Below are 14,174 nucleotides of genomic sequence, written 5' to 3'. Positions count from 1 at the left end.
AGTATAGCTGGCAGGACGAAACTCCGTCAACTTCACGGAATTCTAACCCTGCTGGCCCATCCAAGGCCGGAAAACGGAGGGCCTCCTGCCCTCCTTTTCGCTTGGCTTACGGCGGTCTTGCGACCGCCGTCGGAGCGCTTACTCCTCGTCCGCGCCAGCGTCGGCCACGGCTGCGACCGGTTCGGCCACCGCCGGCTTGCCCGACAGCGTTTCCATTTCCGAGTCGGTCAGACCCGACGACTTGCGACGTCCGGCGTGATACGCCAGGCCGGTACCGGCCGGGATCAGACGACCCACGATCACGTTTTCCTTCAGACCGCGCAGGTTGTCGCGGGTGCCGCGCACGGCAGCCTCGGTCAACACGCGGGTGGTCTCCTGGAACGAGGCCGCCGAGATGAACGACTCGGTGGCCAGCGAGGCCTTGGTGATACCCAGCAGCACCGGATCGTACTTGGCCGGCAGCTCGTTGCGCTTGACCAGGCGGACATTTTCCTCGATGACGCGCTGGCGCTCGACCTGCTCGCCGTTGAGGAACTTGCTGGTGCCCTGGTCGACGATCTCGACCTTGCGCAGCATCTGGCGCGTGATCACCTCGATGTGCTTGTCGTTGATCTTCACGCCCTGCAGGCGGTACACGTCCTGGATTTCCTTGACCAGGTACGCAGCCAGCGGCTCGACACCCAGCAGACGCAGGATGTCCTGCGGGCTCGGCTCGCCGTCCACCACGGTCTCGCCCTTGGTCACATGCTCGCCTTCGAACACGATGATCTGGCGGTACTTCGGGATCAGCTCTTCGTGTTCCGACCCATCGGTGTCCTTGATGATCAGGCGCTGCTTGCCCTTGGTGTCCTTACCGAAGCTGATGATGCCCGAGCGCTCGGCCAGGATCGCAGGATCCTTCGGCTTGCGTGCTTCGAACAGGTCGGCAACGCGCGGCAGACCACCGGTGATGTCGCGGGTCTTGGACGCTTCCTGCGGGATCTTGGCAACCACGTCGCCCACGCCGACGGCGGCGCCGTCCTGCAGGTTGACAATGGAGCGCGGCGGCAACAGGTACTGGGCCGGCAGATCCGTATTCGGGATCGTCAGGTCGTTGCCCTTGCCATCGACGATGCGCACGATCGGGCGCAGTTCCTTGGCATGTGCACCGCGACGCTTCGGGTCGGTGATTTCGCGCGAGGCCAGACCGGTCAGTTCGTCGGTCTTCTCGATGACGGTGACGCCGTCGACGAAGTCGATGAAGCGGATGAAGCCGGCCACTTCCGACACGATCGGGTGGTTATGCGGATCCCAGTTCGCCACGCTCTGTCCGGCCTTGACCGCATCACCGTCCTTGGCGGTGATGGTGGCGCCGTACGGCAGCTTGTAACGCTCGCGCTCGCGGCCGTGGCCGTCGAGCACGGACAGTTCGCCCGAACGCGAGACAGCGACCAACGCGCCGCTGGCGTGCGCCACCGACTTGAGGTTGTTGAACTTCACCGAACCGGTGGTCTTGACGGTGATGTTGTCCACTGCCGCCGCACGCGATGCCGCACCACCGATGTGGAACGTACGCATGGTCAGCTGGGTACCCGGCTCGCCGATCGACTGGGCGGCGATGACGCCGACCGCTTCACCGATGTTGACCTGGTGACCGCGTGCAAGATCGCGACCGTAGCAACGTGCGCACACGCCGAACGAGGACTCGCAGCTGATGGTCGAACGCACCTTCACCGACTGCACGCTGGCGTCTTCCAGCTTGGCAACCCAGGCTTCGTCCAGCAGCGTGTTGCGGGTGACGATCGGCTCTTCGTCGTTGCCCGGCAGGTAGACGTCCTCGGCCACCACACGGCCCAGCACGCGCTCCCTCAACGGCTCCACCACGTCGCCGCCTTCCACGATCGGGGTCATGATCAACCCTTCGGTGGTGCCGCAATCGACTTCGGTGATCACCACGTCCTGCGCCACGTCGACCAGACGACGGGTCAGATAACCCGAGTTCGCGGTCTTGAGCGCGGTATCGGCCAGACCCTTACGGGCACCGTGGGTGGAGTTGAAGTACTCCTGCACGTTCAGGCCTTCGCGGAAGTTCGCCTTGATCGGCGTCTCGATGATCGAGCCGTCCGGACGCGCCATCAGGCCGCGCATGCCGGCCAGCTGACGGATCTGCGCCTGGCTACCACGCGCACCGGAGTCGGCCATGATGTACAGCGAGTTCATCGACTTCTGGTCGATGGTCTCGCCCTTGGCGTTTTCGACCTTCTCGGTACCGATGGTGTCCATCATCGCCTTGGCGATGCGCTCGCTGGTACGCGACCAGATGTCCACGACCTTGTTGTAGCGCTCGCCGGCGGTGACCAGACCGGACTGGTACTGCTCCTGGATTTCCAGCACTTCGGCTTCGGCCTCGGTGAGGATGCCCTTCTTCTCGTCCGGGATCAGCATGTCGTCGATGCCGATCGACACGCCTGCGCGGGTTGCGTAGGCATAGCCGGTGTACATCAGCTTGTCGGCGAACACGACGGTGTCCTTCAAGCCCAGCAGACGGTAGCTGGAGTTGATCAGACGCGAGATGTTCTTCTTGGTCATCTCGGTGTTGGCCAGCTGGAACGGCAGGCCTTCGGGCAGGATTTCGCTCAGCAGTGCACGACCGACCGTAGTGTCCACGATCGAGGTGCCGCTGCTGCGCTTGCCGTCGGCTTCCACGTCCACCTGGGTGATGCGGACCTTGACCTTGGCGTGCAGTTCCACCACGCGGTTGTCGTAGGCGCGCTTCACTTCGCTGGTGTTGGCGAACACCATGCCCTCGCCCTTCTTGTTCTCCAGGGCGCGGCTCATGTAGTACAGGCCCAACACCACGTCCTGCGACGGCACGATGATCGGCTCGCCGTTGGCCGGCGACAGGATGTTGTTGGTGGACATCATCAGCGCACGCGCTTCCAGCTGGGCTTCCAGCGAGAGCGGCACGTGGACGGCCATCTGGTCACCGTCGAAGTCGGCGTTGAATGCAGTACACACCAGCGGATGCAGCTGGATGGCCTTGCCTTCGATCAACACCGGCTCGAACGCCTGGATGCCCAGACGGTGCAGGGTCGGCGCACGGTTCAGCAGCACCGGATGCTCGCGGATCACCTCTTCCAGGATGTCCCAGACTTCGGCTTCTTCGCGCTCGACCAGCTTCTTGGCCGCCTTGATGGTGGTGGCCAGGCCGCGACGCTGCAGCTTGGCGAACACGAACGGCTTGAACAGCTCCAGCGCCATCTTCTTCGGCAGGCCGCACTGGTGCAGCTTGAGGTACGGGCCGACGGTGATGACCGAACGGCCGGAGTAGTCCACGCGCTTGCCGAGCAGGTTCTGACGGAACCGGCCCTGCTTGCCCTTGATCATGTCGGCCAGCGACTTCAGCGGACGCTTGTTGGTGCCGGTGATGGCACGGCCGCGACGGCCGTTGTCCAGCAGCGCATCGACCGATTCCTGCAGCATGCGCTTCTCGTTGCGCACGATGATGTCCGGCGCATTGAGCTCGAGCAGACGACGCAGACGGTTGTTGCGGTTGATCACGCGGCGGTACAGATCGTTCAGATCCGAGGTCGCGAAGCGGCCACCATCCAGCGGCACCAGCGGACGCAGATCCGGCGGCAGCACCGGCAACACGGTCATGACCATCCACTCCGGACGGTTGCCCGATTCCAGGAAGGCTTCGATCAGCTTGATGCGCTTGGTGAGGCGCTTGAGCTTGGTTTCCGAACCGGTGCTGGCGATTTCCTCGCGCAGGCGGGTCATTTCCGACTGCAGGTCGATCGTGCGCAGCAGCTCGTACACGGCCTCGGCGCCCATGGCGGCGTCGAAGTCGTCGTTGTACTCCTGGCGTGCGGTCAGGTACTGCTCTTCGGTCAGCAGCTGGCGGCGCTCGAGCGGGGTCAGGCCCGGCTCGGTGACCACGTAGGCTTCGAAGTACAGCACGCGCTCGATGTCACGCAGGGTCATGTCCAGCATCAGGCCGATGCGCGAGGGCAGCGACTTGAGGAACCAGATGTGCGCGACCGGCGAGGCCAGGTCGATGTGACCCATGCGCTCGCGACGCACCTTGGCCAGGGTGACTTCGGTGCCGCACTTTTCGCAGACCACACCGCGGTGCTTCATGCGCTTGTACTTGCCGCACAGGCACTCGTAGTCCTTGATCGGTCCGAAGATGGCGGCGCAGAACAGGCCGTCACGCTCGGGCTTGAAGGTACGGTAGTTGATGGTTTCGGGCTTCTTCACTTCGCCGTAGGACCACGAACGGATCAGGTCGGGCGATGCCAGCGCGATCTTGATCGCGTCGAAATCCAGCGTCTGGCGCTGTTGATTGAAGAGGTTGAGCAGGTCTTTCATTTGATATCTCCGGGTCGGAGGAATTTCGTAGCTGAGATGAAACCGAGGGCCGTACGTTCCGGATCCCGGCGCCGCATCGCGGCGCCAGGATCCAGCTCGATCACTCTTCCAGTTCCATGTTGATCGCCAGCGAGCGGATTTCCTTCACCAACACGTTGAAGGATTCCGGCATGCCCGCGACCATCTCGTGCTCACCATCGACGATGTTCTTGTACATCTGGTTGCGGCCCTGCACGTCGTCGGACTTCACCGTCAGCATTTCCTGCAGGGTGTAGGCCGCGCCGTAGGCTTCCAGCGCCCAGACTTCCATCTCACCGAAGCGCTGACCACCGAACTGCGCCTTGCCGCCCAGCGGCTGCTGGGTGACGAGCGAGTACGGACCGGTCGAGCGTGCATGCATCTTGTCGTCGACCAGGTGGTTCAACTTCAGGTAGTGCATGTAGCCGACCGTGGTCTTGCGATCGAACGCTTCGCCGGTACGACCGTCGTACAACTGGGTCTGACCGCTCTGCGGCAGTTCGGCCAGTTCCAGCATGCGCTTGATCTCCGCTTCGCTGGCACCGTCGAACACCGGGGTGGCCATCGGCACGCCATCGACCAGGTTCTTGCCCAGGTTGAGCAACTCCTCATCGCTGAACTGCGACAGGTCCACGCGCTGTGCATTGATCGCGCTGTCGTGGTTGTAGATGTCGTCCAGGAACTTGCGCAGTTCGCTGACCGCGGCCTGGGCTTCCAGCATGCGCTGGATCTTGCGACCCAGGCCCTTGGCGGCCCAGCCCAGATGCACTTCCAGAATCTGGCCGATGTTCATACGCGACGGCACGCCGAGCGGGTTCAGCACGATGTCGACCGGCTCGCCGGTGGCCATGTACGGCATGTCCTCGACCGGCACGACGTTGGAGACCACACCCTTGTTGCCGTGGCGGCCTGCCATCTTGTCGCCCGGCTGGATGCGGCGCTTCACTGCCAGGAACACCTTGACCATCTTCAGCACGCCCGGTGCGAGGTCGTCGCCCTGGGTGATCTTGCCGCGCTTGTCGGCGAAGCGTGCCTCGAATTCCTTTTCGTGCGCCTGGATCTGCTTCTGCGCACGCTCGATGGCATCGGCAGCGTCTTCGTCCTTCATGCGCAGCTGGAACCAGTCGGACTTCTTCAGCCCGTCCAGATACGCGTCGGTGACGTTGTCGCCCTTCTTCAGGTTCGGACCACCGTTGGCGACCTTGCCCACGATCTGCGAGCGCAGACGTGCGTAGATGGCCGCTTCCAGGATGCGGAACTGGTCGTCGAAATCCTTCTTGACGCGCTTGATTTCGGACTCTTCGATCTGACGCGCACGCTTGTCCTTCTCGATGCCGTCGCGGGTGAAGACCTGCACGTCGATGACGGTGCCGTCCATGCCCGGGGGCACGCGCAGCGAGCTGTCCTTCACGTCGGACGCCTTCTCACCGAAGATCGCACGCAGCAGCTTTTCTTCCGGCGTCAGCTGGCTCTCGCCCTTCGGCGTGACCTTGCCGACCATGATGTCGCCGGCGCGCACTTCCGCACCGATGTACACCACGCCGCTCTCGTCCAGACGGTTCAGGGCCTGCTCGGACACGTTCGGGATGTCGGCGGAAATTTCCTCCGGCCCCAGCTTGGTGTCGCGCGCAACGCAGGTCAGTTCTTCGATGTGGATCGTGGTGTAACGATCTTCTTCCACTACGCGCTCGGAAAGCAGGATGGAGTCTTCGAAGTTGTAGCCGTTCCACGGCATGAACGCGATCAGCATGTTCTGACCCAGCGCCAGCTCACCGATGTCGGTGGACGGGCCGTCGGCCAGCACGTCGCCGCGTGCGATCACGTCACCCACGTTCACCAGCGGACGTTGGTTGATGCAGGTGTTCTGGTTGGAGCGGGTGTACTTGATCAGGTTGTAGATATCCACGCCGGCATCGGTGCCGCCGCCGATTTCTGCCTCGTTGACCTTGACCACGATGCGGGCCGCGTCGATCTGCTCGATCACGCCACCACGCAAGGCATTGACGGTCACACCCGAGTCGCGCGCAACCGCACGCTCGATACCGGTACCGACCAACGGCTTCTGCGAACGCAGCGTCGGCACGGCCTGGCGCTGCATGTTGGCGCCCATCAGTGCGCGGTTGGCGTCGTCGTGCTCCAGGAACGGCACCAGCGCCGCGGCGACCGACACGGTCTGCATCGGCGAGACGTCCATGAAGTGCACTTCGGCCGGCGGCTTGAGCAGCGACTCGCCCTGGAACCGGCACGGCACGAACTGCTCGGTGAGCATGTTCTTGGCGTCGGTCAGCGCGTTCGCCTGGGCGATCACGTACTCGTTTTCCTCGATCGCCGACAGGTACTCGACGTCGTCGGAGACCTTGCCGTCCAGCACCTTGCGGTACGGCGTCTCGAGGAAGCCGTACTGGTTGGTGCGGGCGAACACGGCCAGCGAGTTGATCAGGCCGATGTTCGGGCCTTCCGGGGTTTCGATGGTGCAGACGCGGCCGTAATGGGTCGGATGCACGTCGCGCACTTCGAAGCCGGCGCGTTCGCGGGTCAGACCGCCCGGGCCCAGTGCGGAGACGCGACGCTTGTGCGTGACTTCCGACAGCGGGTTGTTCTGATCCATGAACTGCGACAGCTGCGAGGAACCGAAGAATTCCTTAATCGCGGCAGCCACCGGCTTGGCGTTGATCAGTTCCTGCGGGGTCAGGCCCTCGGACTCGGCCATCGACAGGCGTTCCTTGACCGCGCGCTCGACGCGGACCAGGCCCACGCGGAACACGTTCTCGGCCATTTCGCCGACCGAACGCACGCGACGGTTGCCCAGGTGATCGATGTCATCGACCACGCCGCGACCGTTGCGGATCTCGGTGAGCACCTTGATCACTTCCAGGATGTCGGAGGTGTCGGTGTGCTCGGCGACCAGACGCTTGGATTCTTCGTCATTGCGCTCGGCAAAATACTTCTTGTCGTACAGCACCGACTCGCCCAGCACGTCCTTGCGGCCGACGCGACGGTTGAACTTCATGCGGCCGACCGTGGACAGGTCGTAGCGCTCGAAGGTGAAGAACAGGTTGTGGAACAGGTTCTGTGCGGCTTCCTTGGTCGGCGGCTCGCCCGGACGCATCATGCGATAGATCTCGACCAGCGCTTCGAGCTGGGTCTTGGTCGGATCGATCCGCAGGGTGTTGGACAGGTACGGACCGCGGTCCAGATCGTTCACCCACAGGGTGCCGACCGCATCGACGCCGGCCTTGCGGAACGCTGCCAGCTGGTCTTCGGTGATCTCGTCGTTGGCATTGGCCAGCAGTTCGCCGGTGGAACCATCGACCACGTCGTGCGACAGGATGCGGGTGAGCAGATAGTCGTCCGGCACGGCCAGCGCGGCGACGCCGGCGGCTTCGAGCTGCTTGACGTGACGGGCGGTGATGCGCTTGCCCGCTTCCACGATGACCTTGTCGCCATCGGCCAGATCGAAGTTCAGCGTTTCGCCACGCAGACGCTCCGGCACCAGCTCCAGCTGCACGCCTTCGTCCGGATTGATGTGGAACGTATTGATCTCGAAGAACTCGGCCAGCATCTCTTCGTTGCTGTAGCCGAGCGCGCGCAGCAGGATCGACACCGGCAGCTTGCGGCGACGGTCGATACGGGTGAACAGCGCGTCCTTCGGGTCGAACTCGAAGTCCAGCCAGGAACCGCGGTACGGAATGATGCGGGCGCTATACAGCAGCTTGCCCGAGCTGTGGGTCTTGCCACGGTCGTGGTCGAAGAACACACCCGGCGAGCGGTGCAGCTGCGAGACGATGACGCGCTCGGTGCCGTTGACGATGAAGGTACCGTTGTCGGTCATCAGCGGGATTTCGCCCAGATAGACCTCCTGCTCCTTCACGTACTTGATGGCCTTGGTCGACGACTCGCGGTCGTAGATCACCAGGCGCACGGTCACGCGCAGCGGCGCGCCATAGCTCATGCCACGCTGACGGCATTCACGCTCGTCAAACACCGGCTGACCCAACTTATAGCCCACGTATTCCAGCGCGGCATTGCCGCTGTAGCTGGAAATCGGGAACACCGACTTCAATGCCGCGTGCAGACCGAGGTCCTTACGCTTGTTCTGCTCCACGTCTTCCTGCAGGAATTCGCGGTAGGAATCGACCTGGATGGCAAGCAGGAACGGCACTTCGAGAATCGAGCGCTGCTTGCCGAAGTCCTTGCGGATACGCTTTTTTTCGGTGAACGAATAAGACGTCATGAGTCTTCACCCTAGGCTGCGGGGGCCGCGTCGCGGCGGCCCTGAAATAACAAAATTGTCAGTTGGAAGTCGCTGGTATTGCCGGCACCAGCACGCCTTCTCCCGCTACTTCCAACTACCAACTCGGTGAAGCGGGGATTGGGAATCGCGTGATTGGGGATGCGCGAAGATTGCCTTCGAATCCCGAATTCCGCCTCTCAAATCCCGGCTTTCCATCAACGGCCAAAGGCCGGGAGCTTTACGCTCCCAGCCTTCAGTGCATCACCGTGAAACGCTGGCGATGCAAGGGACTGCTTACTTGATTTCGACAGTCGCGCCAGCTTCGGTCAGTTCCTTCTTGATCTTCTCGGCTTCGTCCTTCGACGCGCCTTCCTTCAGCATGCCACCGGCTTCGGTCAGATCCTTGGCTTCCTTCAGACCCAGGCCGGTCACGGCGCGGACGGCCTTGATGACGCCGACCTTGTTGGCGCCGCAATTGGTCAGCACCACGTTGAACTCGGTCTGCTCTTCGACCACGGCAGCCGGGCCAGCTGCAGCAGCAGCGACCGGAGCGGCGGCGGAGACGCCGAACTTTTCTTCGATGGCCTTGACCAGCTCCATCACTTCCATCAGGGACTTCTCGGCGATGGCGTCGACGATCTGTTCGTTGGTAAGGGACATTGTGATTACCTTTAAATGATTTTCTGGATTGGGGTTCTAGCGAACGCTAGGACATCAAGCTTCGGCAGTCTCGGCGACCGGCGCGGCGGCTTCGTCGCCACCACCCTGCTTGTCGCCCACGGCCTTGACGGCACGGGCAAACATGGCAGCCGGTTCGGACAGCACGCGGGCCAGCATGGCCAGGGCCTGATCGCGGGTCGGCAGCGAAGCCAACACGTCGACGTGGCCAGCCGGGAACAGTTCCCCGCCGATGGACACGACCTTGGCCTGCAACTTGTCGTTGCCCTTGGCGAATTCCTTGATCAGGCGACCGGCAGCACCGGGCTCCTCCATCGAAAACGCATACAGCAAAGGACCGACCAGCTTGTCAGCGACGACAGCGAAATCAGTACCTTCAACGGCGCGCGCAGCCAGGGTGTTCTTGACAACTTTCAAGAACACGCCGGTTTCGCGGGCCTGCTTGCGCATCGCGGTCATCTGGGAGACCGTGATGCCAGCGTATTCGGCGGCGATCAAGGAGTGAGCCTTGGCGGCGATGTCTGCCAGCTCGGCGACTACTTCTTGCTTCTGAGACAGATTGAGAGCCATTGCACTCCTCCGTTAAAGCCGGGATTCGGGATTAGCGATTCGGGATTCGCCAGAGCTGATGAAGCCGCTTCTGCCAATCCCCAATGCCGAATCTCCAATCCCAGCTTCAAACTACTCCGCTCGCGGCTCCTGCCGGTTGCGGTCCAGGGCAGCCTCCTTCCTGGAAGCCGGGAACATCGACCGATGTTCCTTTGGTGGCCGTTCTAGACCTGGAGTGGGCTCGATCCGGGATGTCCCAGACGCGCGTAAACCAGAAAGCTCCAGAAGGGCGACACCATCTACGCCGGCCGGCTCTTGCGAACCTGATTAAGCGATCCCGCTGCATCGACGGCGACTCCTTGCCAAAGCGAGCATCCATGCCCGTCGTCGATCTGCGCTGACCGCGCCTGCGGTCTTTGACGGCTACCGCCGGACATGCCGGCGATCGCCTTCAAAATGTCCGTTACCCCAAAGGAGGGAACGGACTCCCAGCACACGGTGACCCGGGCCGGAAAAACGATGCTGTACTACACAGACGGGTCAGGCCCATGACAGGCCTGACCCCTCAACTCACTTCAGCGCAAGGCTGGACTGGTCGACCGTCACGCCAGGACCCATCGTCGAACTGACCGACACCTTCTGCAGGTAGGTCCCCTTCGAGGTGGCCGGCTTGGCCTTGATCAGGTCCAGCAACAGCGCCTGCAGGTTCGACTTCAGCGCTTCGTCATCGAAGCTGGCCTTGCCGATGGTGCAGTGGATGATGCCGGCCTTGTCGGTGCGGTAACGCACCTGACCCGACTTGGCATTCTTGACCGCTTCGCCCGGATTAGCCGACACGGTGCCGACCTTCGGGTTGGGCATCAGGCCGCGCGGGCCCAGCAGGGTGCCGAGCTTACCGACGACGCGCATCGCGTCCGGGGTGGCGATGACCACGTCGTAGCTCAGATCGCCGGCCTGCATCTTCTCGGCCAGGTCGTCCATGCCCACCGCCTCGGCACCAGCGGCCAGGGCTTCGTCAGCCTTGGCACCGGCCGGCGCGAACACCGCAACGCGCACGCTCTTGCCGGTACCGGCCGGCAGCACGGTCGAACCGCGCACCTGCTGGTCGGACTTCTTGGCGTCAACGCCCAGGCGCACGGCAACGTCGATCGACTCGACGAACTTGGCCTTGGTCACGGTCTTCAGGATCTTGATTGCGTCTTCGAAGGCATAGGTCTTGCCTGGAACGACAGCGGCCGCAATGGCCTTAACGCGCTTGCTCTGTGCCATGTCTTAGCCCTCCACCGTCAAACCCATGCTGCGGGCAGAACCCGCAATCGTGCGCACTGCCGCTTCCAGCTCGGCTGCCGTCAGATCGGCTTCCTTGACCTTGGCGATCTCTTCCAGCTGCTTGCGCGTCACCTTGCCCACCTTGTCGGTGTTGGGGCGCTTAGAGCCGGAGCTCACGCCTGCAGCCTTCTTGAGCAGCACGCTGGCCGGGGTGCTCTTGGTGATGAAGGTGAAGGTACGGTCGGAGTACGCGGTGATGACCACCGGCGTCGGCAGACCTGGCTCCAGCTTGGACGTCGCTGCGTTGAACGCCTTGCAGAATTCCATGATGTTCAGACCGCGCTGACCCAGGGCAGGGCCGACCGGCGGCGCAGGATTGGCCTGACCGGCCTTGACCTGCAACTTGATGTAAGCAGTTATCTTCTTTGCCATTTCGATACTCTCCGGGTGCTAGCGCCTTGACTGCAGGCTCCCCATCGGACCGGGAAATCACGTGTCCCGGCTTCACGTTTCTGACCACACGCAGATGGCTGCCATGCGGCAGCCATTGGTTCCCGGCGGTTCGCCAGGTCAGCGAGCCGCGCACTATAGCAGCATTCAAGTCGGACGCCTAGACGGCGCCCGGCCGGCGTCAGCCCTTCTCGACCTGACCGAACTCGAGCTCGACCGGCGTGGAGCGACCGAAGATGAGCACGGCAACCCGCAGCCTGCTCTTCTCGTAATTGACCTCTTCCACAACGCCATTGAAGTCGTTGAACGGACCATCGGTGACGCGCACCATCTGACCCGGCTCGAACAGCACCTTCGGACGCGGCTTCTCGACGCCGTCCTGCACACGCTGCAGGATTGCATCGGCCTCTTCGTCGCGAATCGGCAGCGGACGGTCGGCAGTGCCGCCAATGAACCCCATCACCTTGGAAGTTTCCTTCACCAAGTGCCAGCTTTCATTGTCGATGCGCGGGATACCGGCCTCTTCGTGGGTCTCGATCTGCACCAGCACGTAGCCGGGGAAGAACTTGCGCTCGGACCGACGCTTCTGGCCGGCACGCATTTCGATGACCTCTTCGGTCGGCACCAAGACGTCGCCAAAACGGTCTTCCATCTCGGCACGGGCGATACGGTCACGCAATGCCTGCGCAACAGATTTTTCGAAGCCTGAATAGGCGTGAACGACATACCAACGCTTCACTGCTTGATTCTCCTCAACGAGCCAGGAACCACTGCGTGAGCTTCTGGATGACAAAGTCGAAGCCGCCCAACAGCAAACTCAGAATGATCACAACGACAATCACGACCCAGGTGGTGCGGATGGCTTCCTGACGCGTCGGCCAGACCACCTTGCGCAACTCGAACCTGGATTCGGACATGAATTCACGGGTTTCCCGGCCCTTGCCGGTTCCCAAAAACACGAATGCGCCGGCCACCAGCCCCACGATCACTGCCAGCGCACGCAACTGCGGCGTCCAGGCACCAAACTGGGTGGCGCGCTCGGGCGCAGAAAACCAGAACCACACAAACAACCCCGCGATCACCAGGAGCGCGGAGATGACGTATTTCACGATATCAGCGCTGGCAGCAGACGCGCTTTTGGAAGGCTCGATTTTGCTATTCATCCGGCTCTAGTTACCGATCTGACCCGAATCGCTGGGCCGGAAAGAGGAGTGGCACGCCAGGAGGGACTCGAACCCCCAACCTGCGGTTTTGGAGACCGCTGCTCTGCCAATTGAGCTACTGGCGTATGTACTCGTTTACCGCAAACCCTAAGACAACGAAGGCGGACCGCGGTTCAGCCGGCCCGCCATTCGTTTGGCACCAGCCGCCGCAAGGCGACTGGATGCAGGCACTTACTTGATGATCTTGGCAACCACACCGGCGCCGACGGTACGACCGCCTTCACGGATGGCGAAGCGCAGACCTTCATCCATCGCGACCGGGTTGATCAGGGTCACGACCATCTTCACGTTGTCGCCCGGCATCACCATCTCCACGCCTTCCGGCAGCTGGCAGGCGCCAGTGATGTCGGTGGTGCGGAAGTAGAACTGCGGACGGTAGCCCTTGAAGAACGGGGTATGACGACCACCCTCATCCTTGGACAGCACGTAGACTTCGGCTTCGAACTCGGTGTGCGGCTTGATCGAACCCGGCTTGCACAGCACCTGGCCGCGCTCGACGTCGTCACGCTTGGTGCCGCGCAGCAGCAGACCGGCATTGTCGCCTGCCTGGCCCTGGTCCAGCAGCTTGCGGAACATTTCCACGCCGGTGACGGTGGTCTTCTGGGTGTCGCGGATGCCGACGATTTCGATTTCGTCGCCAACCTTGATGATGCCGCGCTCAATACGACCGGTCACCACGGTGCCGCGGCCGGAGATCGAGAACACGTCTTCGACCGGCATCAGGAACGGACGATCGACGTCTCGGGTCGGCTCCGGAATGAACGAATCCAGCGCCTCGACCAGCTTCAGGATCGCCGGCACGCCGATGTCGCTCTGGTCGCCGTCCAGCGCCAGACGCGCCGAACCGTGGATGATCGGGGTGTCATCGCCCGGGAAGTCGTACTTGCTGAGCAGCTCGCGCACTTCCATCTCGACCAGCTCGAGCAGCTCGGCGTCGTCGACCATGTCGGCCTTGTTCAGGAACACCACGATGTGCGGCACGCCGACCTGACGCGAGAGCAGGATGTGCTCACGGGTCTGCGGCATCGGGCCGTCAGCAGCCGAACACACCAGGATCGCGCCGTCCATCTGCGCCGCACCGGTGATCATGTTCTTGACGTAGTCGGCGTGGCCGGGGCAATCGACGTGCGCGTAGTGACGGGTCGGGGACTCGTATTCGACGTGGGCGGTCGAAATCGTGATGCCGCGCGCCTTCTCTTCCGGCGCCGCGTCGATCGCGTCGTACGCCTTGAACTCGCCACCGAAACGCTCAGCACCGATCTTGGTCAGCGCGGCTGTCAACGTGGTCTTGCCATGGTCAACGTGACCGATGGTGCCGACGTTCACGTGCGGCTTGGTGCGCTCAAATTTAGCTTTTGCCATGGGTGCGTGTCTCGGTAATCGTTTGGAGTTGAAGACGA

Annotated in this window: 9 protein-coding genes and 1 tRNA gene; all 10 read right to left on the bottom strand. The window is 62.6% G+C overall.

The window, feature by feature from the left end; all coding sequences use genetic code 11:
• Window positions 1-138: 138 nt before the first annotated feature.
• Entirely contained in the window at window positions 139-4,353 is a 4,215-nt protein-coding gene (gene rpoC, locus DGN21_RS04660) for a DNA-directed RNA polymerase subunit beta' (protein WP_126966317.1), read from the bottom strand.
• A 100-nt stretch (window positions 4,354-4,453) separates the two neighbouring features.
• Entirely contained in the window at window positions 4,454-8,605 is a 4,152-nt protein-coding gene (gene rpoB / locus DGN21_RS04655; protein ID WP_215825134.1) for a DNA-directed RNA polymerase subunit beta, read from the bottom strand.
• Between the two features lie 294 nt (window positions 8,606-8,899).
• The gene (gene rplL, locus DGN21_RS04650; protein ID WP_008574194.1) at window positions 8,900-9,265 is read right to left on the bottom strand and encodes a 50S ribosomal protein L7/L12; all 366 of its coding nucleotides are present in this window, start codon (window positions 9,263-9,265) and stop codon (window positions 8,900-8,902) included.
• A 54-nt stretch (window positions 9,266-9,319) separates the two neighbouring features.
• Window positions 9,320-9,853 (bottom strand): 50S ribosomal protein L10, encoded by a 534-nt coding sequence (gene rplJ / locus DGN21_RS04645; protein ID WP_016900680.1) that lies wholly within the window; start codon window positions 9,851-9,853, stop codon window positions 9,320-9,322.
• A gap of 549 nt (window positions 9,854-10,402) precedes the next feature.
• The gene (rplA, locus tag DGN21_RS04640) at window positions 10,403-11,101 is read right to left on the bottom strand and encodes a 50S ribosomal protein L1 (RefSeq protein WP_016900681.1); all 699 of its coding nucleotides are present in this window, start codon (window positions 11,099-11,101) and stop codon (window positions 10,403-10,405) included.
• A 3-nt stretch (window positions 11,102-11,104) separates the two neighbouring features.
• A complete protein-coding gene (gene rplK, locus DGN21_RS04635; RefSeq protein WP_046345810.1) occupies window positions 11,105-11,533 on the bottom strand; it encodes a 50S ribosomal protein L11 in 429 nt (142 codons plus the stop codon).
• 199 nt (window positions 11,534-11,732) lie between these two features.
• Window positions 11,733-12,290 carry a transcription termination/antitermination protein NusG gene (gene nusG, locus DGN21_RS04630; RefSeq protein WP_047128216.1) on the bottom strand — a complete coding sequence of 186 codons (558 nt, stop codon included), beginning with the start codon at window positions 12,288-12,290 and terminating at the stop codon, window positions 11,733-11,735.
• A 13-nt stretch (window positions 12,291-12,303) separates the two neighbouring features.
• On the bottom strand, window positions 12,304-12,714 hold the full coding sequence (gene secE / locus DGN21_RS04625; protein WP_016900684.1) for a preprotein translocase subunit SecE: 411 nt from the start codon (window positions 12,712-12,714) through the stop codon (window positions 12,304-12,306).
• A gap of 49 nt (window positions 12,715-12,763) precedes the next feature.
• Window positions 12,764-12,839, bottom strand: a tRNA-Trp gene (locus DGN21_RS04620).
• A gap of 106 nt (window positions 12,840-12,945) precedes the next feature.
• The gene (tuf, locus tag DGN21_RS04615) at window positions 12,946-14,136 is read right to left on the bottom strand and encodes an elongation factor Tu (RefSeq protein ID WP_003486726.1); all 1,191 of its coding nucleotides are present in this window, start codon (window positions 14,134-14,136) and stop codon (window positions 12,946-12,948) included.
• Window positions 14,137-14,174: the final 38 nt, after the last annotated feature.

This window comes from Xanthomonas sp. MLO165 (assembly GCF_018831305.1).
Classification (GTDB): Bacteria; Pseudomonadota; Gammaproteobacteria; order Xanthomonadales; family Xanthomonadaceae; genus Xanthomonas; species Xanthomonas arboricola.
Note: the sequence above shows the minus strand (reverse complement) of the source record. Positions and strands in the feature narration are given on the sequence as shown.